Source organism: Amycolatopsis sp. NPDC001319 (assembly GCF_042896185.1).
GTDB lineage: Bacteria > Actinomycetota > Actinomycetes > Mycobacteriales > Pseudonocardiaceae > Amycolatopsis.
Map to the genome: position 1 here is coordinate 330,464 of NZ_JBIAWY010000008.1, position 20,230 is coordinate 350,693.

Consider the following 20,230-nt stretch of genomic DNA (forward strand, 5'->3'; position numbering starts at 1 on the left):
CCATGGGTGCGGTCGTGAAACCCGAGGTCGACACGCGCGATCCGGACGAGGCTCGGTCGCGGCTCAGCGACGTCTACTGCCCGCACCGGCTCGACCTCGTCGGCGGCGCACGCGGGTTCGTCTGCCGGCAGAGCTCGCGCGGGTTCGCCAAGGTGCGGCTGTTCGACCTCGTGTACGGCGGGCCCGAGGTGCGCGTGGACCCGGTGCCCTTCGACGACTTCGTGCTCGTCACGCGTCCGCTCAAAGGCCGCTTCGCCGTCCGCTCGACCGCGGAGGGGCTGGTCGGCGCCGGGCCGGGCGCGCTCGTGATGGACGCGTACGGCTCGTACCAGCTGCGGTGGTACGACAGCGCCGAGGTGCTCAACACCGTGCTGGACCGCGACGGGCTCGAACGGATCGCGGCCGAGCTGCGCGGGTGGGACGAACCGCGGCCGGTCCGGTTCGCGCTCGGCGCGCCCGCGTCGGCCGCCGCCGCGCGCCGCTGGGACACCGTGACCCGGCTGCTGCTCGAGGAAACGCGGTCGGACGACGGGATGGCGAACAGCCCGCTGCTCGCCGCGCAGCTGTTCCGGCTCGCGGCGACCGCGCTGCTGGAGGCGTACCCGAGCACGTTCGGCGAACCGGAGGCCGAGCCGGCCGGCCCGGCGGCGCCGGCGGCCGTGCGGCGGGCCGAGGCGTTCATCGAGCTGAATGCCGGCGAGGACATCGGGTTGCTCGAGATCGCGGCCGCCGCGCGGCTGAGCGTGCGCGGGTTGCAGGCCGCGTTCAGCCGCGCGGGCCGACCGTCGCCCGTGGCGTACCTGCGGGAGACGCGGTTGCGCCGGGCGCACGCCGAGCTGCGCGAGCGGTCGCCGGAGGAGACGACGGTGGCGTCCGTCGCGGCGCGATGGGGCTTCGGCAACGCGGGGCGGTTCAGTGCCGAGCACCGGCGCCTCTACGGCTGTGGGCCGTCGGACACCTTGCGCGGCAAGGGATAACCGCGCCGCGCTGTCCGGGAAAAGCCGGTTCGCGCACGGCGGGGGCCGGGGAACGCACGGCGCGTTGACTGCCCGTCGCGTTCCCGAATACTCCGCAGGAGATGTAAGCCACGTCACTGCCGGAGGAGGACCCCCGTGACCGTCGACCAGCTCGAACCGGCGCTCGCTTCCCACTACGAACCGTTGATCAACGGTGAGTTCCGCTCGATCTCCACCGAGACGTTCCCGGCGGTGGACGCCGCGACCGGCGCGCAGCTCGCGACGATCACCCGCGGCGGCGCGGCCGACGTCGACGTCGCCGTGGCCGCCGCCCGCGCCGCGTTCCCGAAGTGGGCCGCCACACGGCCCGAGGAGCGGTCGCTGCTGCTGCACCGCCTCGCCGACTGGATCGAGGCCAACGCCGAGCGCCTGGCCGCCATCGACACGATGGACATCGGCCGCACGATCTTCGAAACGCCGCTGGACCACCGGATCGCTGTGGGGCAGTACCGGTTCTTCGCCTCGGCCGCCGTCACGCACGACGGCTGGAACCACCCCGTCGCCGGCGGCTGGGCCATCGCGAAGCGCGAGCCGATCGGCGTCGTCGGGCAGATCATCCCGTGGAACGTGCCCGCGATCATGACGGCGTTCAAGCTCGCCCCGGCGCTCGCGGCGGGCAACACGGTGGTGCTCAAGCCGGACGAGAACGCTTCACTGTCCACTTTGGAACTGTGCACGAAGCTCGCCGAGCTCTTCCCGCCCGGCGTGGTGAACGTCGTGCCGGGCTTCGGCGACGAGGCCGGCGCGGCGCTCACGGCGCACCCGGACGTGGACAAGCTCGCTTTCACCGGCTCCGCGGAGGTCGGCCGGCTCGTCGCCCACGCCGGCGCCGAGCGGCTCGTGCCGGTGTCGCTGGAGCTGGGCGGCAAGAGCCCGAACATCGTGTTCCCCGACATCGAGGACCTCGACCGCGTGATCGACAACGCGACGTTCGCCGCCACCTACTGCAACGGCCAGTCCTGCCTCGCCGGCACCCGCCTGTTCGTGCACGACGACCTGTACGACGACTTCCTGGGCAAGCTCTCCGCGAGCTTCCAGGGCGTCCGCCTCGGCTCCCCGCTCGACCCGGCCACGCGGCTGGGCTGTCTCGTGTCGGAGAAACAGGGCCGGCGCGTGCTGGACTACATCGACTCCGGCCGCTCCGACTCGTCGCTCGTCACCGGCGGCGGCCGCGCGACGGTGTCCGGCAGCGAGCACGGCTGGTTCATCGAGCCGACCGTGTTCGAGACGGAGAACTCCAGCCGCATCGCGCAGGAGGAGATCTTCGGCCCGGTGCTGTCGGTCATCCGCTGGAAGGACTACGACGCGCTCATCGACCAGGCCAACGACGTCGAGTACGGCCTCGCCGCCGGCGTCTACACGACCAACCTGAAGAACGCGATGCGCACGGCCGACCGCCTCCACGCCGGCTCGGTGTGGGTCAACCAGTATTTCAACCTCGTCGACGGCTCGCCCTTCGGCGGCTACAAGGGCAGCGGCCTCGGCCGGGAGTACTGCAAGGAAACGCTGGACATGTACACGCAGCTGAAGTCGATCGTGCTGGCGGAGGAACTGCCGCCGCCGCTCTTCGGCTGACTCCCGTCCACCGCACCCGATGCGGCGTTCGGTGCGTTGAGCGCACCGAACGCCACATTGGGGTGTTCAGGGCCGGGTCAGTTACGTGCGTCGAGGTACTGCGGGTCCGGCGGCGGGATCGGGGTGTCGGGGATGCCCGCCAGCAGCGTGCTCATCGCGTGGAAGTACGGCGGGGCCGCCACCGTGCCACCGAACGCGCCGTGGCCGCAGCGGCCGAGGTGCACGGGTGTGCCCGGGCAGATCTCCTCCGGGTGCGGTCCGTCGGCGAACACCATGGACGACACGGCGAAGTTGTCCACCCCGCCGACGAACGCGACGGACTCCGACAGCTGCGTGGTCCCCGTCTTGCCGATGTCCGGGCGCGTCCAGCCGGCCGAGTGCGCGGCGGCGGCCGAGGTGCCCACGGTGGTGTCCTGAGAGAGCCCGGCCTCCAGCGTGTTGGCGACGCCCGTCGGGATCACCTGCTCGCACCCCTGCTGCTTCACGGGCACCGCCTGGCCGTTGCGGTCGGTCACCGACAGGATCGGGTCGGGCGGGCACCACATGCCGCCGCTCATCAGCGTCGCCGAGACGTTCGCCATCTCCAGCGGGCTCACCGGGCTGTTGCCGAGGGTGAACGAGAGCAGGTTCTGGAAGTACTGCGACTGTGGCTCGTCGTACTGCGGATTCTTCGATCGAGAGTCCGACGGGTCGGTGATGGGCGGGTTGCCCGCGTCGTTGGTCGCCAGGGTGTTGCGCAGCCCCAGCTTGCGGGCCATGTCCAGCACGGCGGGCATGCCGACCTGCGACTCCAGCCCGACGAACGCGACGTTCGGCGACGTCGCCAGGCCGCTGGCAAGCGAGATCGGGTCGGGGTAGCTGGTGCCGTCGTTGCTCACCGAGTAGCACGGCGTGTACTTGTTCGCGTTCGGTGGCGTGAAGCAGTTGCTGAACGGGTTGGGCAGCGGCGTGTTCAGCCCCGCCTTGCCCGCCACCATCGCGGCGGCCGAGGTGAAGATCTTGAACGACGAACCGGCGCCGAACTTGTTGCTCGCGTCGGCCACGATGTTCGTGGACGTCTCACCCTGGGCGGGATCGGTGCCGTAGTTGCGGTTGGCGACCATCGCGAGCACCTGGTGCCCGCTCGCGCCCGGCTGCACCACGGCGAACGTGTTGGCCACGCCGTCCTGCGTCGTCGGCACGTTGGCGTCCACCGCGTCCTTCACGACCTGGCTCACGTGCGGGTCCATCGTGGTCTTCACGACGTAGCCGCCGGTGTCGAGCTGGTCGACCGTGAACCCGGCCTGCTTGAGGTAGTTCACCGCGTACGCGCAGAAGAACCCGGCGTCGGGCGCTGCGCCCAGGCACGTGCTCGACGGCGCGGCCGGGCGGGTGCCCACCACGCCGAGCGGCGTCGCTTTCGCGGTGGCGGCGAAGGAAGCGGGGATGGACTTGGCCGTGACCATGGAGTCGATGACGGTGTTGCGCCGCTTGAGCGCGTTGTCCGGATGCGTGTACGGGTTGTAGACGCTGGGGTTGTTCACCATGCCCGCCAGCAACGCCGCCTGCGGCACGGTCAGTTTGTCCGCTGTGGTCCCGAAATACGCTTCCGCCGCCGCGCCGATGCCGTAGACGGTGCCGGTGTACTCGACCACGTTCAGGTAGTCGGCCAGCACGTCGTCCTTCGGCACGGTCTGGCTGATCTGCACGGCCATCTTGGCCTCGCGCAGCTTGCGGGCCAGCGAGTCTTCGCGGTCCTTCTCCTGCGCCGTCTTGTCGTTGCGGTCGACGACGTTGATGAGGTAGTTCTTCACGTACTGCTGCGTGATCGTCGACGCGCCCTGCAGGTCTCCGCCCGAGCTGTCGTTCACGGCCGCGCGCAGCATGCCCTGCGGGTCCACGCCGCCTTCGGTGTAGAAGCGGCGGTCCTCGATGTCGACGATCGCGGCCTTCATCGCGGGCGAGATCTGCGCCGCGGTGACCGGAATGCGGTACTGCGCGTACAAAGTCGCGATCGTGCTGCCATTCCGGTCCGTCACTGTCGTCACCAGTGGCGGGTCCGCGTGCTCCAGGTCCGCGGAGATCGCGTCGACGGAATCACTGACCTGATTGGACAAAACGCCCGCGCCGATCGCGACCGGAGCCATCGTGCCGGCGACGAGAACGCCTGCCAGCACGCACAATCCGAGGAACGGGGCTACCCCCTTGCCTTTTCCCACGGTCCCCAACCTACGACCGGGCTCGTGTGAATACGGTGGGTAAAGCGGAACTTGTCATCGAGCCAACCTTCCGAGCAGAGCCGATGCGACGCCGATCGCCAGTGCGGTCGCACCCACTAGGACGCCGAAGTCCAGCCCGAGGTTGGCCGGAGTGCCGATGAGAAGTCCGCGAAGGGCGTCGACCTGGTAGCTCAACGGGTTGATGTGGCTGAGCACCTTCAGCCAGCCGGGCATGAGGTCCACCGGGTAGAGGGCGTTGGACCCGAAGAACAACGGCATGGTGATGGCCTGCCCGATCCCCATCAGCCGGTCGCGGGACAACACGATGCCGGCGATCACGATGGAGAAGCAGCAGAAGAACGCCGAACCGAGGATCACGATCACGACCATGCCCAGCAGCCGCAGCGGGTTCGCCGTGAGACCGACGCCGAGGATCGCCGAGAGCACCAGCACCATCAGCGCCTGCACCAGCGCGCGCAGCCCGGCCGCGAACGCCTTGCCCGCCACGAGCGCGGCCCGCGGCGTCGGCGTGACGAGCAGCTTCGCGAGCACACCCGCGTCGCGTTCCCAGATGATCTGGATGCCATAGAAGATGGAGATGAACAACGCCGACTGCGCGAGGATGCCGGGCGCGAGGTAGTCGAGGTAGGGGATCGAGCCGGTCGGGATCGCGTGGATCCGCGTGAACGTCTCGCCGAAGATCAGCAGCCACAGGGCGGGCTGGATCGCGCGGGTGATCAGCTCCGACTGGTCGCGGCGCAGTTTCTGCAGCTCCACCAGGCACATCGCGCCGATGCGCGAGAGCAGGATGCGGAGCTGTTCGAGTGGTCCCGGGTCAGCCGAGACGGCGGGCGGTGCGGCGAGTGGCGCGGACATTGCGCATCCCTCCTGTTTCGCTCTGCAGCGCGTCGCCGGTCATCGACCGGAACACGTCGTCCAAAGTGGAATCGGGGCCGAGGTCGGCCTCCAGCTCGGCGGGTGTGCCGAGCGCGCGGATCCGGCCGCTGTGCATGAGGGCGACGCGGTCGCAGTATTGCTCTGCTTCATCCATGTAGTGCGTGGTGACGAGCACGGTCATGCCGGTGCGCTCGCGGATCTCGGTGATGCGGTCCCACACCGCCGAGCGCGCCACCGGGTCCAGGCCCACGGTCGGCTCGTCGAGCACCAGCAGCCGCGGGGAGCTCACCAGCGCCTGCGCGAGCTCGAGGCGCCGGATCATGCCGCCGGAGTAGCCGCCGACGGGCCGTTCGGCCTCGTTCAGCAGGCCCACCAGGTCGAGCGCGCGGTGGACCTCGTCGGCGCGGCGGGCGCGCGGGACGTCGAACAGCCGCGCGAACAGCGACACGTTCTCGCGCCCGGTGAGCGCGCCGTCGGCCGAGAGCTGCTGGGGCACGTAGCCGATCAGCCGGCGCACGGCCATGCGGCGGCGCGTGACGTCGACGCCGAACACGGAGATGGCGCCCGCTTCGAGGGGCAGCAGGGTGGTGATCATGCGGATGGTGGTGGTCTTGCCGGCGCCGTTCGGCCCGAGCAGGCCGAAGATTTCGCCCGGCACGATCTCCAGGTCGACGCCGTCCACGGCCTTCGTGGTGCCGAACGAGTGGTGCAGGTCCGTGCACCGGACGGCGGGCCCGGCCTCGCGGTCGGTTTCGGCGGCGGTCATGCCTCCTCCTTCAGGACGTCCATCAGCTTCTCCAGCGCGGGCAGGGCCGCGGTGATCGACGCGGTGTCCTCTTCGGACAGCTGCGTGAGCGCGGCCGAGACCAGCCCGGTGCGTGCCTTGCGCCAGATCGCCATGCGCTCGCGCGCGGCCTCGGTCACCTCCAACTGTGCGGCGCGCCGGTCGGCCGGGTCTACCTCACGGCGCAGCAACCCGGCTTCGACGAGGAGGTTCACGAGCGTGCTCACCGAGTTGCCGGCGAGGCTCAGCTCGCGCGCCGCCGCGGCGACACCGATGCCGGGCAGGCGGTCGACCACCCGCAGCAGCTCGACCTGCGCGCCGGGCAGGGGAGGGCCGGGCACTTCCGCGCGCACCCGCCGCCGCACGACGCGCCGGATGCCCTGCACGGCGGACATCAGCCGCTCGGCGAGGTCGGGAGGTGGGATCATGCCTCCGAGATTAGCTCTGAGTCAGAGTTATTAGCAACGCTGATTGTCGGGTTGGTCGGCTTTGCGTTTCACGCCAGCTGCGCGACGACCATCGAAACGCCGAGCGCAGTCATCGTCACGGCGATCAGCCCGTCGAGCACTCGCCATGCCGCGGGCCGCGCGAACACCCCCGCGAGCCGGCGCGCGCCCAGGCCCAGCGCGCTGAACCAGACGGCGCTGGCCAGCGCGGCGCCGACGCCGAAGGCCCAGCGGCCGCCGCCCTGGCCCGCCGCGACCGAGCCGAGCAGAAGCACCGTGTCGAGGTAGACGTGGGGGTTGAGCCAGGTCAGCGCGAGCCCAGTGAGCACCGTGCGCCGCGGGGACACGGGCTCGAGCGCGCCGGTCGTCAGCGCGCCGGGCTTCAGGGCGCGCCTGGCCGCGAGGAACCCGTACGTCACCAGGAACGCCCCGCCGACGACCCCGATCGCCGTGATCGCCGCCGGCCAGCGCCGCAGCACCGCGCCGATCCCGCTCACGCCGGCGGCGATCAGCACGACGTCCGACAGCGCGCACACCACGATCAGCCGTTTGACCGCCCCACCGCGCAACCCTTGTTGCAGCACGAACGTGTTCTGCGCCCCGATGGCGACGATGAGCGAGAGGCCGGTGCCGAAGCCGGCGGCGAGTGCGGGAACCACGCCTTCGACCGTAAGGCGGGGTTTCGGCGTTAGGCCAGCTAAAGATTCTTACGTAACATTAGCTCTCGTGATGTCGGATCTCCCGCTCGACCAGGTCCGGACGCTCCTCGCCGTGGTCGACGAGCAGTCCTTCGACCGCGCGGCCGCCGTGCTGCACGTGACGCCGTCGGCGGTCAGCCAGCGCGTGAAGGCGCTCGAACAACGCCTGGGGCGCGTGCTGATCCTGCGGACGAAACCCGTGCGGCTCACCGGCTCGGGCCAGGTCGTCGTGCGCTTCGCCCGCCAGCTCACCCGCCTGGAGGAGGACACCCGCGCGGAGCTCGGCCTGGTCGGCGCGGCCGGGCCGGTGACCCTGCCCATCGCCGTGAACGCCGACTCGCTGGCCACCTGGTTCCTGCCCGCGCTGGCCGCCGTGCCTGGCGTCGGCTCCGCCCCGGCCGTGGCGTTCGACCTCCACAGCGAAGACCAGGACCACACCGCGACGCTGCTGCGCGAGGGCCTGGTGATGGCCGCCGTCACGTCGGCGCCGAACCCCGTGCAGGGCTGCACTTCGACGCGCCTGGGCCGGATGCGCTACCGCGCCGTCGCGTCCCCGGCGTTCGTCGCGCGGTGGCTCATGGACCGCCCGCTGCCCGAGGCCCTCCCGGCGGCGCCCGCCGTGCTGTTCGGCCGCAAGGACGAGCTGCAGGACCGCTTCCTGCGCGGCCTCACCCGCCGCGGCGCGACCGGGGTGCGCCACTTCGTGCCCTCCTCGGAGTCCTTCGTGGACGCCGTGGCCGCCGGACTGGGCTGGGGGATGGTCCCGGAGCTGCAGCACCGCGCCGACGAGCTGGTGGACCTCGCCCCGGACCACCCCGCCGACGTGCCGCTGTACTGGCAGCAGTGGAAACTCGATTCGCCCGCCCTGGCGACGGTGGCCGCCGCGGTCGTCGCGGCGGCGGCCACGGCGCTGCGGCAGTGAGCGTTCAGCGTGTGCTGAGTGTCCTGAGTGTCCCGTGTGGACCGTCGGACGTCAGTGCTCCTGGCTCGCGCTGAGCACCCCGAGCAACGCCAGCCGGTCCGCAGTGTCCGTGCCGGCCGCCGGCACGAACAGCGCCAGGATCTGGGACCGGTTCTCCTCCAGCAGCGCCTGGCAGTCGAGTTCGAGCAGCCCCATTTCCGCGTGCCGGAAGCGTTTGCGGCGGCCGCGCAGCACGGCGACGTCGTGGGCGGCCCACAGCTCGGCGAACTCCGGGCTCTCCGCGAGCAGCCGGTCGACCAGTGCGTGGGCCCGGGGGTCGTTGCGGCGGACCAGGGCCGCGCGCAAGTCGGCAGCCAGCATCCGGGATTCCTGGGCCTGGTCCTCGGGCGGGTAGGCCGCCCGGAGCTCCGGCGAGGTGAACCACCGGTAGACGGCGCTGCGGTCGGGTCCGTCGAGCCGGGTGTGGTCGCCGAAGACGGCGGTGGCGAGGGTGTTTTGTGCGAGGACTTCGCCGAGGTCGGTCATGATTTGGGCGGGCATGTCGTGGAGGCGGTCGAGGAGGCTGAGGAGGACGGGGGAGACGTGGTCGTCGGCGAGGAGGCGGTCGGGTGGGGTGTGTCCGGCGAGGCGGAAGAGGTGGTCGCGTTCGTCGAGTGTCAGGCGTAGGCGCGGGTCAGGCCGCGTAGGACGGAGGGGGTTGGTTGTGGGGCGCGGGCTTGTTCGAGGCGGGTGTAGTAGTCGGTGGAGATGCCGGCGCGGGTGGCGACCTCTTCGCGGCGCAGGCCGGGGGTGCGGCGCCGGGTGGTGGACTTGATCCCGAGCTCTTCGGGGGTGAGCGCTTCGCGGCGCACCCGCAGGAAGTGGGAGAGCTGTCCGGAGTCCATCGGTCCAGTGCCCTGCCGGTGGCCCGAGCCAGCCAGGGACCGGCAGTCCCAGGGTGAGGTTCGCTCTGCCTGCCCGGGTCCGTGCGTCGGAAAGTCGTGGGTGGGGCCGGAAGTGCCGGCCCCGGTGCCACGAAGGAGTACGTCATGACCGAACACAGCCCGAAGGCCTGGTTCCTGACCGGGGCGTCGCGCGGGCTGGGCGCTGCGTGGGCCCGGGCCGTTCTGGAGCGCGGCGACCGGCTCGCGGCGACGGCCCGGGACGCGGCGTCGTTGAAGCCGCTGGTTGACAAGTACGGCGACCAGGTGCTGCCACTGGGCTTCGACGTCCAGGACGCGACAGCCGTCCGGGAAGCCGTGGCTGCGGCCGAGGCGCGGTTCGGTGGCATCGATGTGCTGGTGAACAACGCCGGCCACATGCTCATCGGCGCGGTGGAGGAAGCCACGGACGATCAGGTCCGTGAGCAGATGGAGACGAACTATCTCGGGGCGATGTGGACCACCCGGGCCGTCCTGCCGGGGATGCGTGCCCGCGGCGGCGGCCGGATTTTCCAGGTTTCCTCGCTCGGCGGTGTGGTCGCCTACCCGGCGCTCGGGCTCTACCACGCGTCGAAGTGGGCGCTGGAGGGCGTGAGCCAATCGCTTGCGGCGGAGGTCGCGCCCTACAACATCAAGGTGACGCTCATCGTGCCGATCGTCTTCCAGACCGGCCTGGCCGCCAACTCCCCGCAGACCCAGCCCGACGTCGCGTACGCCCACATTCGCGAGGCGCACGACGACCGGGCCACGAACTTCGTCGCCGGCGACATCGAAGCCACCGGCCAGGCCGTCCTCGCACTCGCCGACGCCGAAGAACCGCCCCTGCGCGTGCTGTTCGGCGCCGGCGGCCTGGACCTGGTCCGCGCGGAGTACGCCCGCCGCCTCGACGGCTGGGAGAAGTGGGACCACCTCTCTCGCCTCGCCCACGGTTCCGCCCGCGACGCATCGTGAGCGGCTCCCAGGAAGCGATCGGCACCGTGGCCCCGGAGTTCTCCGTGGGATGAACGGCCCCGCTCGGCCGGATTTCCGGCCGGGCGGCCCGCGTCGGCGCAAGTGGCCACCCGGGACTTCCCGCTGTGGTTGGATCTCGGAGTGGATCAAAGCCCGGATCAGAGCGTGCCGCGGACGAAGTCGCCCGAGCGGCTCGTGTTCTTCAGCGACGCCGTGGTCGCCATCGCGTTGACGTTGCTGGTGCTGCCGCTCACCGATCTGGTGCCCGAGCTGGCGGCGGAGCACAAGGACGCCGTCGACGCCGTTCTGGAGCACTGGAACCAGCTCTTCAGCTTCGTGCTGAGTTTTGTGGTGATCGCGCGGATGTGGTGGGGCCACCACCGCATCTTCGAGGAGGTCCGCGCCTACAGCGGGGCGCTCGCGCTCACCAACTTCTGCTGGCTCTTCACCATCGCGGTGCTGCCGTTCCCGACGGAGCTCACCGGTGAGTACGGCACGGACCGCTTCACCACGCTCTTCTACATCGGCACGATCCTCGTCAGCAGTGCGTGCCAGACGGTGCTCGTGCTGATCGTCCGGCGGGACCCGGAGGTGGCCCTGCGCCAAGGGGGCGTGACGGATCGCTGGCTGGCCAACAACGTGCTGTCCGTCGTGGCGCTGGCGGTCGCGTTCGTCATCGGCGCGGTCCGCCCGGCCCTCGGTTACTACGCCTTGCTGCTGCTCGTCATCCCGCCGATCATCGCCCGCCGCCGGTTCAGCGGGCGCGACGACGACTGAGACTCAAGCCCACCGACGATTCACGCCTGCGGCAACGGCCACAGGTCGTCGTTGAGCATCCGCTTGAGGATCTTGCCCGTGGCGTTGCGCGGGAGCTCCGGCACGAAGTACACGTCACGCGGCACGGCGAAGCGCGCCAGCTTCTGGTGGATGTAGTGGCGCACGTCCTCGGCGTGCATGCGCGCGCCGCGGCGGAGCACGACGTAGGCGGCCAGGCGCTGGCCGAACTCCTCGTCCGGCACACCCACCACGGCCGCCTCGTAGACGCCCGGCAGTGCGACCAGCGCCTCTTCCACCGGGCGCGGGAACACGTTCTCGCCGCCGGACACGATCATCTCGTCGGCGCGGCCGGTCACGAAGAGCCGGCCCGCGGCGTCCTGGTAGCCGACGTCGCCGGTGGCCATCAGGTCCTTCGAGCGCGGCACGCTGGAGCCGTTGGTGTAGCCGTCGAAGAGCATGTCGTTGCCGACGAAGATCTGGCCCTCGTCGCCGGGCGGCACGGGGCGGCGCTCGTCGTCGAGGATGGCGATGCGGGTGCCCGGCGGGCAGCGGCCGGCGGTGGTCGGCGCGGCGCGCAGGTCGACCGGGTCGGCGATGCTGGCCCAGGAAACCTCGGTGGAGCCGTAGAAGTTGTAGAGGACGTCGCCGAAGGTGTCCATGAACGACGTCACGAACGAGCCCGACATCGCCGAACCGCTGCTGGCCACGATCCGCAGCGACGACAGGTCGTAGCGGCTGCGCACGCGCTCGGGCAGCTCGTGGATGCGCTGCAACATGATCGGCACGGCGAACAGCGCGTCGCAGCGGTGCTCGGCGATCATCCGCAGCGTCTGCTCCGCGTCGAACCGGCGGATCAGCGACAGCTCCGCCCGCACCGACATCCCGACCTGCAACGCGGCCAGGCCCCAGCTGTGGAACAGCGGCGCCGCGACGGCGATCTTGTCCCGCGCCCGCAAGGGAATCCGCGCGAGGATGCTCGCCGCTGTACTCAGGCCCTTCGGCGTCGGCCGGCGCGCGCCCTTCGGCGTGCCGGTGGTGCCGGAGGTCAGCACCACGATCTGGCCCGGCCGTTTGACCGGCTTCGGCCGCGCGGCGGAGGCGTCGTGGATGAGCTCGTCGACGGTGCGGTAGCCCTGCTCGGCGTCGTCCCACGTGCTCACGCGGGGGAAGTCACCCTGCACGCCCGCGATGGTCTGCGCGAACTCGTCGTCGGCCAGCACCGCGGCCGGCTGGTGCTCGGTGAGCACGTCCTCGACCGCAGAGGGGGAGAGGCCGGTGTTGAGCAGCACCACGTCGACGCCGAGCTTGCTGCAGCCGACGAACGCCTCGACCATCGCCGCGTGGTTGCGGCACATCAGCGCCACGCGCTGGCCCGGCCGGACGTCGAGCTTCGCCAGGGAGTTGGCCAGCTGGTTGCTGCGCTCGTCGATGTCGCGGAACGAGCGGCTGTTGCGCTCGTCGTGCACCGCGATGTCGTCGGCGCCGCGCGCGGTCGCCGCGAGGTAGCCGCCGGCGATCGTGGCGCCCCACTGCGAAAGCGAGTTGAGCTGCTTCGCGACCTTGTCCGGCCGGCCCGCGACGAGCACGCCCGCGCGCACCAGCGTGTTGGCCGTGCGCAGGGCCGTGGCGCGGTCGTACTCGGGCGGCTCGGCGGCTTCGCCGGACAGCTGCAGCTCGATCCGCTGCGTCAGCTCCTTCAGCATGCCCTTGACGGCCGAGCGCGAGAGCAGGTCGTGGTGCTCGGGCGGCAGCGACGGGAGCATCAGGCGCAGCACGATCTCCGTCTGCACGCCAGTCCCGCCCGCGAGCGCGCGCAGCTCGAACGAGACCCAGTTGCGCTCGTCGGGCAGCCCGCACCACACCACGTGTTCGCCGGGCCGGTACACCACCGCGTGGATGGTGCCTTCGACCAACGTTTCCCGGTCGGGAGCCAGCCTGATCAGGCAGCGGGGGCCGCGGCCGCGCAACGGCGCCTCGGTCACCTCGCACCAGCTGATCGCCGGCAGGAATCTCGGGTAGAGCTCGGGGGAGCCGATGATCTGCCACACCGCGTCGGGCGGGTGCCCGACGGTCGAGGTCGCCTCGACCACATCGTCTCGCATTGCGATCCGCCTCACCGCCGCGCGCGTTGCGCTCCCCGGTACGTACCGGACGCGCGTTCAGGTGCCGGGCACGCTACCAGCAATCGGCTCGGCTCCGGTACTCCGAATCACCAGCAATTCGACGGGACGGGAATTTTCAGACGAGTGCGGCGGGAACGGCAGGAACCGACGAGAGCGCCGAGCCGAGTTCGTGGCCGACGGCGAGCCGGACCTCGTCGCGCAGGCTGGCCAGTTTCGCGACGTCGATGCCGGTGGCGATGCCTTCGCGGTGAAGCAGGTGCACGAGGTCGTCGGTGGCGATGTTGCCCGAGGCCCCGGGCGCGAACGGGCAGCCGCCGATCCCGCCGAGCGACGAGTCGAAGCGGCGGATGCCGAGCCGCAGGCCCTCCCACGCGTTGGCGGCGGCGAAGCCGTAGGTGTCGTGCAGGTGCAGGCCGAGCGGCAGGTCGGGCACCGCGTCGCGCACGGCTTCGATCCCGCGGCGCAGCAGGCTCGGGTTGGCCGCGCCGATGGTGTCGGCGAGGTGCAGCACGCCGGCACCGAGCTTGGCCAGGCGTTCCGCGGTGGCGGCGGTGCGTGCGGGGTCGGTGTCGCCGTCGAACGGGCAGACGAAGGCCGTCGCGATGGTCGCCTCGAGGGCGACGTCCGCGGCGGTGAGGATCTCGGCGCAGCTCTCGAGCCGGGCGAGCGCGCCTTCGGTCGGCACGCCGGCGTTGGCCGTGCTGTGCCCGTCGCTGGCGGAGACCACCAGCCGCACGGACCGGGCGCCGGCCTCCACGGCCTGCTGCGCGCCACGTTCGGTGAAGACGAGCGTGTGGAGGGTGGCGGGGCTGGTCGCCGGGTCGAGCGTGCGCAGGAGCTCGTCGGTGTCGGCCATCTGCGGCACGCGGCGCTTCGAGACGAAGGAGCCGACCTCGAGCGCGCGGAACCCGGCGTCGACGAGGCCGCGGGCGAGGCGGAGCTTGTCGGGGGTGGGCACGGTGCGGGCTTCGTCCTGCAGGCCGTCGCGCAGCACGACCTCGGTGATGAGGACCTCGTCCATGGTGGGTCTCCTTTGTTCTCTGTGCAGGGGTCAGATGACGCCGTCGGCGCGCAGGCGCGCGCGGGTCTCGTCGTCGAAGCCGAGTTCGGCCAGCACGTCTTCGGTGTGCTCGCCGAGCTCCGGCCCGAGCGTCCGCACGCTGCCCGGGTGCTCGCCGAGCGCGGGGACGACGCCGGGGAAGGTGACCTCGACGTCTTCGTCGTCGATGCGCACGGTCCGGCGCTGGTGCATGCCGCGGGCCTCGAAGTGGGGGTCCTTGGTGATGTCCTCGGCGGTGAGGATGGGGCCGCAGGGCACGTCGGCGGCGCGCAGCGTCGTCTCGGCGGCTTCCTGCGACCGGCCCTGCGCCCAGTCACCGATGACCTGGTCGAGGCGGGCGGCGTTGGCGACTCGGCCGGCGTTGTCGGCCAGCGCCGGGTCGTCGGCGAGGTCCGGGCGGCCGATGGCGTGGGCGAGGCGGCGGAAGATGGCGTCGCCGTTGCCACTCACGACGATGTACTTGCCGTCGCCGCAGCGGTAGGTGTTCGACGGCGCGATGCCGGGCAGCGCGGAGCCGGCGGGCTCGCGGACCACGCCGAACGCGTCGAAGTCCGGGACCAGCGATTCCATCAGCGAGTAGACGGCCTCGTACAGCGCGACGTCCACGGTCTCGCCCCCGCCGCCCTCGCGTTCCCGGCGCAGCAGGCCCATCAGCGCGCCGATCACGGCGTAGAGACCGGCGACGGAGTCGGCCAGGCTCACGCCGACGCGCGTCGGCGGGCGATCGGGGTACCCGGTGAGCGCACGCAAGCCGCCGACGGCCTCGGCGACGCCGCCGAAACCGGGCCGGTCGCGGTAGGGGCCGGTCTGGCCGTAGCCGGACACGCGCACGAGGACGAGGCCGGGGTTGAGCTGCTTGAGCTCTTCGGGGCCCAGGCCCCAGCGTTCGAGCGTGCCGGGGCGGAAGTTCTCGAGGACGACGTCGGCTTTGGCGATGAGCTTGCGCGCGACGTCCTGGCCCTCGGAGGAGCGCAGGTCGAGGGTGACGGACCGCTTGTTGCGGCCCAGCGCCCGGAAGAGCAGGGAGGTGTCGCCGGCGTGCAGGCGCCAGCGGCGCAGCTCGTCGCCGCTGCCCGGGCGCTCGACCTTCACGACGTCGGCGCCGAAGTCGGCCAGCAGCCGGCCGGCGGTGGGCGCCGCGATGAAGTTCCCCAGCTCGACCACCCGCACCCCGGTGAGGGGGCCTCGATTGCTCATGATCACGCTCCAACCACATAGTGAGTTGCAGACCCAGAATACGGGCGTGCGTGTTGCCGTCAAGACGATCGAGACTGACTACACTCGGCGAAACAGTCGGGTGGGTCACAGAAGCGGGGCGGCGATGGTGGAAGAGCGGGGCGGCACCGCGCCGGTGCTGGTGCTGCGGAAGTTCAAGCAGATCCTCGAGTCGTTCACGATCGAGGAGCCCGAGCTGACCCTGCAGCAGATCACCCGCGCCACCGGCCTGCCGGCGAGCACGTGCCAGCGGCTGGTGCACAACCTGGTGCGCGAAGGCTTCCTCGACCGCTACGACGACACCTATCGCGTCGGGCTCGGCCTCGTGCGCTGGGCCGCACCGGGCACCTTCGGACTGGACCTGGTGCGGCTCGTGCGTCCCGTGCTGCACAAACTGCGCGACGACTCGGGCGAGACGGCCTGCCTGTACGTGCGCGACGGCGCCTTCCGCACGGTGGTTTCGCTGGCCGAGTCGCGCCACCCCGTGATCCGGCTGTTCGTGGTCGGCATGGTCATGCCGCTGCACGCCGGCTCGGCCGGGAAGGTCTTCCTGGCCTGGGACCGCCTCGCGCTGCGCGACGCCGTCGGCCACGGCCTGGCGCGCTTCACCGAGCACACGATCGTCGACATCGACCAGCTCAACCAGCAGCTCGCCCAGGTCCGCGCCGACGGTTACGCCAGCAGCTTCGAGGAACGCGACCTCGGCGCGGCCTCGCTCAGCGCCCCCGTGTTCGGGCTGACGGGCGAGCTGAGCGCCGTGATCGGCATCGGCGCGCCGACCCAGCGCATGACGTCGGCGGACGTGCCGCGGTTGGCGCCGCTGGTGCTCGCGGCGGCGGCCGCGGCGTCGGAACGGCTGGGCTACCGCGCGGGCATGGCGCACGACGTCACCGGCTGACCCTTTCCGGCCGCGTCGCGTCCGTGCGGGGCACTGTCACGGACCTGGTTCCCTGATCCGTCCTTCAGTTCGCGCTGGCCGGTGCCTGGACGAGTGGTCCCGGCGTCCGCTGTGGCGGGTTCGCCGGGTTCGTCGCGCGGTGAAGATTTCTTGTCGACCGATCCGATCGCGCGACTGACCACCCTTCGTGCTGGTGAGCGGCTCGACGGGGGCGGATGCGTCCCGATCGGTGGACCCCTCAGGCTGATCCACGACGCTCCGCCACCCTTGACGCCCGCGCACATCCCGCCACATCATGGGGGCACGAATCACATAGTGGATCCTGCTTGGCGCTCGATCCGCGCGGCCATGACTGTCAAAGGAGACGACGGATGGCGAACCCCCTCGACACGGCGGAGCCGGGGACGGCCGCGGTCGCGGCGCGGCTCGACCGGCTGCCGGTCACCCGCACCCACCGGCGCGCGACCGTCGCCGTCGGGCTCGGTCTGTTCTTCGAGTTCTACGAGGTGTTCCTGACCGGGACGATCAGCGCGGTGCTGGTCAGCGAGTTCAAGCTCAGCAAGGCGGCGCTCCCGCCGCTGCTGGCCTCGACGTTCCTCGGCATGTTCTTCGGCGCGCTGCTGCTCGGCCGCCTGGCCGACCGCTTCGGCCGGCGCGGGGCGTTCCTGCTGAACCTGGCGCTGTACTCGTTCTTCTCGCTGCTCGGCGCGTTCAGCGGCAACGCGATCATGCTGCTGATCACCCGGTTCTTCGCCGGCGTGGGACTCGGCGCCGAACCGCCGCTGGCCGACACCTACCTCACCGACCTGCTGCCGGCCCGCAAGCGCGGCAAGCTGATCGCGTGGGCGTACACGCTCGCGTTCTGCGGGGTGCCGGTCGTCGGGTTCCTCGCGAAGGGGCTCACCGAGGGGTCGTTCCTGGGCGTCGCCGGCTGGCGCTGGCTGTTCGTGATCGGCGCGCTCGGCGCCGGCGTCGTGTTCCTGCTGCGCCGCGGGCTGCCGGAGTCGCCGCGCTGGCTGCACTCGGTGGGACGCACGCAGGAGGCGGAGACCGTGGTCCGGGGCCTCGAGGCCGAGGCGGGCCAGCCGCCGTCCGACGAGCCCGTGCCCGCGCCGGTCGGGAAGCCCGTGCGCAAGGCCGCGCCGGTGCGGGACCTGTTCGGGCCGACGTACCGCCGCCGCACGATCATGATGACGCTCTTCCATGTGCTCCAGACCATCGGTTACTACGGCTTCGGCACGATGGTCCCGCTCGTGCTCGCCGCGAAGGGCTACCCGGTTTCGCAGTCGTTGCTGTTCACCGCGCTGACGTTCCTCGGCTACCCGGTGGGCTCGGCGTTGTCGCTGCCGCTCGTGGAACGCCTGGAGCGCAAGCACTTGGTCATCGGCTCGGTGCTCGCGATGGCGGTGTTCGGCCTCGCGTTCGGGCTCGCGAACTCCATCGCGCTCGCCATCGTCTTCGGGTTCATCTACACCGCGATCAGCAACGTGTTCTCCAACGCGTACCACATCTACCAGGCCGAGATCTTCCCGACGGGCCTGCGCTCCACGGCGTCGAGCGGCACGTACTCGATCTCGCGGCTGGCGAGTGGCGTGATGCCGTTCGTGCTGGTGCCGCTGCTCGACAGTTCGGGCGCGACCACGTTGTTCGTGGTGATCGGCGCGGCGCTCGTGCTGGTGGCGCTGGACATCGCGATCCTCGGCCCGCGCACCACGGGCCGCTCGGTGGAGAACGTGGCCGGGGAAGGCTGATCGCTCCGGACATAATGGGGCTCGTGGAAGATCTGGTCGAGGAGTACGGCCCGCGGTGGGAATCCGGGCCGTACGAACGGGGAACCGACGGACCGCGCGTGATCCTGGTCGGCACGGACACATCGCCGACGGGGTTGCGCGCGGCTTCGTACGCGGCGGGTCTGGCCCGGCGCCAGCGGGCGCGGCTGGTGGTCGTGTACGTCGCGGCGCCGTCGATGTGGGCCGGGCTGGCCGCGGCGGCCGTGGTGGACGTCGAGCAGCAGACGTTCACCGAGGAGATCGCGCAGCTGCGGTCCGAGCTGCACGGCCGCGCGGACGAGCTGGGCGTGCCGGTGACGTTCGTGGTGCGGCGCGGCGAGGCGTATCCGGAGCTGAAGGAGGCCGCGCTCGAGGTGAGTGCGGACATGGTGGTGGTCGGGGCGTCGGAGCAGGGCGGCCACCGGCTCGTCGGCTCGGTGGGCAACCGGCTGGTGCGCGCGGGGATCTGGCCCGTGGTCGTGGTGCCCTGAGTTGACAGGCGTGCGCGAGTCGGTAAAAATTCTGAACCGGTAAGTTTCCTGAACCGGTCGGAGGACGACAGTGGGCACTCGCGACGACCTGCTCGACAAGGCGCAACCGGTGGCCGCGGCGGCCGCGGAGCAAGCCGGCGAAACCGAACGGCGTCGCGCACTGGCGCCCGAGGTGGTCTCCGCGGCTCGCGCCTCGGGCCTGTTCCGCGCCGGGCTGCCGGCTTCTCTGGGCGGCGCGGAACCTTCGGCGGCGGCGATCCTGCGCGCTGCCGAGCGCGTGGCCGAGGCCGACGCGTCGGCGGGCTGGTGCGTGTCGATCGCGGCGACGAGCAGCCTGCTCGGCGCGTACCTGCCGGAGAAGGGTGGCCAGGAGGTCTTCGGTGACCCTGATGCCGTGGCTGCCGGCGTGTGGGCGCCGCGGGGCAAGGCCGTCGCCGTCGACGGCGGGGTCACGGTGTCGGGGCGCTGGTCGTTCTGCAGCGGCGTGACGCACGCCGACTGGATCTTCCTGGGCGTTGTGCTCGACGGGAAGCTCGTGGTCGCCGCGATCCCCACGGCCGAGCTGGAAATCCACGACACCTGGCACACGTCGGGCCTGCGCGGCACCGGCAGCCACGACACGAGCGCCGACGCGGTGTTCGTGCCGGACCACCGGCTGCTGTCCGTTGTGGACGGTCCGCCCGCCGGCGCCGGGCAGCTGCACCGGTTCCCGCTGTTCGGGTTCTTCGCCGCGTCCATCTCCGCCGCCGCCCTGGGCAACGCCCGGGGTGCGATCACGGAGTTCGTGGAGCTCGCCGGCGCCAAGCACCCCAGCGGTTCGCGCCGCTCGCTCGCCGAACGCACGGCGACGCAGAGCGCCGTCGCCGAGGCCGAGGCCTCGCTGCGCGCCGCCCGCGAGTTCTACTACCGCGCCATCGACGACGCCTGGCAGGCGGCTTCCGGGACTTCGGTTGTGCCGGAAGACCTTCGCCTCGCCTTGCGCCTCGCGTGCACCCACGCGGTCCGCACCTCGGCCGACGTCACCCGCTCCCTCTACGACCTCGGCGGCGGCTCGGCGATCTACGAAACGTCCCCGCTGCAACGCCGCTTCCGCGACGCCCACACCGCCACGGCGCACTTCCAGGTCAACCCCGCGACGTTCGAGCTGACCGGCCGCCTGCTACTGGGCCTGCCCACCGAAACGGCGCAGCTGTGACCGCGCTGGGGTTGTTCTCGCCGGGTTGCCCGGCGGCGGTGGCCGGTATCGGGGTGGGTCGCGCGGTGCCCGGGTCGGTGTGGCTCGGTTCGGTGGAGGGGTGCGGCGATGGTCATGACCGTGACAGGCGTGGCGAAGCCGTTTTCGCCGGGTTGCCTGGCGGTGGTGGCCGGTATCAGGGTGGTTCGGATGGTTTCCGGGTCGGTGTGGCTCGGTTCGGTGGAGGGGGTGGTGCGGCGATGACCGTGACCGTGACAGGTGTGGCGAAGCGGTTTTCGCCGGGTTGCCCGGCGAC

General features: G+C 71.3%; 20 protein-coding genes. 10 read left to right on the forward strand and 10 right to left on the reverse strand.

Annotated elements, in window-relative coordinates; genetic code table 11:
• The first annotated feature begins 2 nt into the window (after nucleotides 1-2).
• Together ACFY1H_RS30315 and ACFY1H_RS30320 are read left to right on the forward strand one after the other, a co-directional pair.
• Nucleotides 3-977, forward strand: coding sequence for an AraC family transcriptional regulator (locus tag ACFY1H_RS30315; RefSeq protein ID WP_386951905.1), 975 nt, complete (start codon nucleotides 3-5; stop codon nucleotides 975-977).
• 135 nt (nucleotides 978-1,112) lie between these two features.
• Entirely contained in the window at nucleotides 1,113-2,591 is a 1,479-nt protein-coding gene (locus tag ACFY1H_RS30320; protein WP_386951908.1) for an aldehyde dehydrogenase family protein, read from the forward strand.
• A 77-nt stretch (nucleotides 2,592-2,668) separates the two neighbouring features.
• On the opposite strand, the gene ACFY1H_RS30325 is transcribed toward ACFY1H_RS30320, so the two are convergent.
• The 5 genes from ACFY1H_RS30325 to ACFY1H_RS30345 form a co-directional block, all read right to left on the reverse strand.
• A complete protein-coding gene (locus tag ACFY1H_RS30325) occupies nucleotides 2,669-4,717 on the reverse strand; it encodes a transglycosylase domain-containing protein (protein ID WP_386952183.1) in 2,049 nt (682 codons plus the stop codon).
• A gap of 126 nt (nucleotides 4,718-4,843) precedes the next feature.
• Complete coding sequence (locus ACFY1H_RS30330) at nucleotides 4,844-5,665, reverse strand: ABC transporter permease (protein ID WP_386951911.1); 822 nt, start codon at nucleotides 5,663-5,665, stop codon at nucleotides 4,844-4,846.
• Nucleotides 5,625-6,452 carry an ATP-binding cassette domain-containing protein gene (locus ACFY1H_RS30335; protein ID WP_366585327.1) on the reverse strand — a complete coding sequence of 276 codons (828 nt, stop codon included), beginning with the start codon at nucleotides 6,450-6,452 and terminating at the stop codon, nucleotides 5,625-5,627. The genes ACFY1H_RS30330 and ACFY1H_RS30335 overlap by 41 nt, the downstream gene beginning before the upstream one ends.
• Nucleotides 6,449-6,898 carry a MarR family winged helix-turn-helix transcriptional regulator gene (locus tag ACFY1H_RS30340; protein ID WP_366585329.1) on the reverse strand — a complete coding sequence of 150 codons (450 nt, stop codon included), beginning with the start codon at nucleotides 6,896-6,898 and terminating at the stop codon, nucleotides 6,449-6,451. The genes ACFY1H_RS30335 and ACFY1H_RS30340 overlap by 4 nt, the downstream gene beginning before the upstream one ends.
• 68 nt (nucleotides 6,899-6,966) lie before the next feature.
• On the reverse strand, nucleotides 6,967-7,575 hold the full coding sequence (locus tag ACFY1H_RS30345) for a LysE family transporter (RefSeq protein ID WP_366585331.1): 609 nt from the start codon (nucleotides 7,573-7,575) through the stop codon (nucleotides 6,967-6,969).
• A 67-nt stretch (nucleotides 7,576-7,642) separates the two neighbouring features.
• Between ACFY1H_RS30345 and ACFY1H_RS30350 the strand changes: the two genes are divergently transcribed.
• Complete coding sequence (locus ACFY1H_RS30350; RefSeq protein WP_366585333.1) at nucleotides 7,643-8,536, forward strand: LysR family transcriptional regulator ArgP; 894 nt, start codon at nucleotides 7,643-7,645, stop codon at nucleotides 8,534-8,536.
• A 51-nt stretch (nucleotides 8,537-8,587) separates the two neighbouring features.
• Here the strand turns inward: ACFY1H_RS30350 and ACFY1H_RS30355 are convergent, their stop codons facing one another.
• Nucleotides 8,588-9,076, reverse strand: coding sequence for a hypothetical protein (locus ACFY1H_RS30355; RefSeq protein WP_386951915.1), 489 nt, complete (start codon nucleotides 9,074-9,076; stop codon nucleotides 8,588-8,590).
• Between the two features lie 3 nt (nucleotides 9,077-9,079).
• On the opposite strand from ACFY1H_RS30355, the gene ACFY1H_RS30360 reads away from it, so the two are divergent.
• Nucleotides 9,080-9,202 (forward strand): hypothetical protein, encoded by a 123-nt coding sequence (locus ACFY1H_RS30360; RefSeq protein WP_386951917.1) that lies wholly within the window; start codon nucleotides 9,080-9,082, stop codon nucleotides 9,200-9,202.
• Here the strand turns inward: ACFY1H_RS30360 and ACFY1H_RS30365 are convergent.
• On the reverse strand, nucleotides 9,193-9,420 hold the full coding sequence (locus ACFY1H_RS30365) for a helix-turn-helix domain-containing protein (protein ID WP_386951920.1): 228 nt from the start codon (nucleotides 9,418-9,420) through the stop codon (nucleotides 9,193-9,195). The two genes, ACFY1H_RS30360 and ACFY1H_RS30365, sit on opposite strands and share 10 nt — an antisense overlap.
• A 144-nt stretch (nucleotides 9,421-9,564) precedes the next feature.
• On the opposite strand from ACFY1H_RS30365, the gene ACFY1H_RS30370 reads away from it, so the two are divergent.
• A complete protein-coding gene (locus ACFY1H_RS30370; protein WP_386951923.1) occupies nucleotides 9,565-10,407 on the forward strand; it encodes an SDR family NAD(P)-dependent oxidoreductase in 843 nt (280 codons plus the stop codon).
• A 165-nt stretch (nucleotides 10,408-10,572) separates the two neighbouring features.
• The gene (locus tag ACFY1H_RS30375; protein ID WP_366585339.1) at nucleotides 10,573-11,184 is read left to right on the forward strand and encodes a TMEM175 family protein; all 612 of its coding nucleotides are present in this window, start codon (nucleotides 10,573-10,575) and stop codon (nucleotides 11,182-11,184) included.
• A 20-nt stretch (nucleotides 11,185-11,204) separates the two neighbouring features.
• Here the strand turns inward: ACFY1H_RS30375 and ACFY1H_RS30380 are convergent, their stop codons facing one another.
• The 3 genes from ACFY1H_RS30380 to ACFY1H_RS30390 all read right to left on the reverse strand — a co-directional run bounded on the left by ACFY1H_RS30380 (nucleotide 11,205) and on the right by ACFY1H_RS30390 (nucleotide 15,564).
• Nucleotides 11,205-13,286, reverse strand: coding sequence for an AMP-binding protein (locus ACFY1H_RS30380; protein WP_386951927.1), 2,082 nt, complete (start codon nucleotides 13,284-13,286; stop codon nucleotides 11,205-11,207).
• Between the two features lie 136 nt (nucleotides 13,287-13,422).
• A complete protein-coding gene (locus tag ACFY1H_RS30385; protein ID WP_386951930.1) occupies nucleotides 13,423-14,328 on the reverse strand; it encodes a hydroxymethylglutaryl-CoA lyase in 906 nt (301 codons plus the stop codon).
• 30 nt (nucleotides 14,329-14,358) lie between these two features.
• On the reverse strand, nucleotides 14,359-15,564 hold the full coding sequence (locus tag ACFY1H_RS30390) for a CaiB/BaiF CoA transferase family protein (RefSeq protein WP_386951933.1): 1,206 nt from the start codon (nucleotides 15,562-15,564) through the stop codon (nucleotides 14,359-14,361).
• Between the two features lie 124 nt (nucleotides 15,565-15,688).
• Between ACFY1H_RS30390 and ACFY1H_RS30395 the strand changes: the two genes are divergently transcribed.
• The 4 genes from ACFY1H_RS30395 to ACFY1H_RS30410 all read left to right on the forward strand — a co-directional run bounded on the left by ACFY1H_RS30395 (nucleotide 15,689) and on the right by ACFY1H_RS30410 (nucleotide 19,935).
• Nucleotides 15,689-16,480 (forward strand): IclR family transcriptional regulator, encoded by a 792-nt coding sequence (locus ACFY1H_RS30395; RefSeq protein ID WP_366585345.1) that lies wholly within the window; start codon nucleotides 15,689-15,691, stop codon nucleotides 16,478-16,480.
• Nucleotides 16,481-16,851: 371 nt separating this feature from the next.
• Nucleotides 16,852-18,231 (forward strand): MFS transporter, encoded by a 1,380-nt coding sequence (locus ACFY1H_RS30400; RefSeq protein WP_386951936.1) that lies wholly within the window; start codon nucleotides 16,852-16,854, stop codon nucleotides 18,229-18,231.
• Nucleotides 18,232-18,245: 14 nt separating this feature from the next.
• Nucleotides 18,246-18,740, forward strand: a complete 495-nt coding sequence (locus ACFY1H_RS30405; protein WP_366585349.1) for a universal stress protein — start codon at nucleotides 18,246-18,248, stop codon at nucleotides 18,738-18,740.
• A gap of 70 nt (nucleotides 18,741-18,810) precedes the next feature.
• Nucleotides 18,811-19,935 carry an acyl-CoA dehydrogenase family protein gene (locus ACFY1H_RS30410; protein ID WP_366585351.1) on the forward strand — a complete coding sequence of 375 codons (1,125 nt, stop codon included), beginning with the start codon at nucleotides 18,811-18,813 and terminating at the stop codon, nucleotides 19,933-19,935.
• Nucleotides 19,936-20,230: the final 295 nt, after the last annotated feature.